The sequence below is a fragment of the Neisseria sp. P0001.S005 genome, from assembly GCF_051963715.1.
Window position 1 is genome coordinate 1 of record NZ_JBQCTZ010000897.1, and the last position, 314, is coordinate 314.

Here is a 314-nt window from a genome sequence, read left to right on the forward strand (position 1 = left end):
TATATAAATATGAGAAGAAGGCCGTCTGAATATTCAGACGGCCTTCTCGTTATATTACTTTTTTATTTCAAAGGCTGCAAACCCATAACTTCCATCAGGAAGTTGGTAAACGCAGGATTTCTTGGCTTGGTATCCATGTTTTTCCAACGTTGCTGACAACCACGCAAAGCACCTTGAATGTACTGTTTGGATTGCTCGGTAGTAATTTCACCACGTTGGCTGTAAACGGCAGAACGCAGATAAACTTCGTACATACGGTCATCGACGGAGTTGCGTCCCACTTGTTGGATACGGAAGCGGTTCAAATATTGGGC

The 314-nt window shown here is 43.3% G+C and carries 1 pseudogene; it reads right to left on the minus strand.

Features of this window, described 5'->3' with window-relative positions:
- Window positions 1-62 precede the first annotated feature (62 nt).
- Window positions 63-314 (minus strand): annotated as a pseudogene (locus ACTHSP_RS23410) (prokaryotic membrane lipolipid attachment site family protein); the annotation flags it as partial.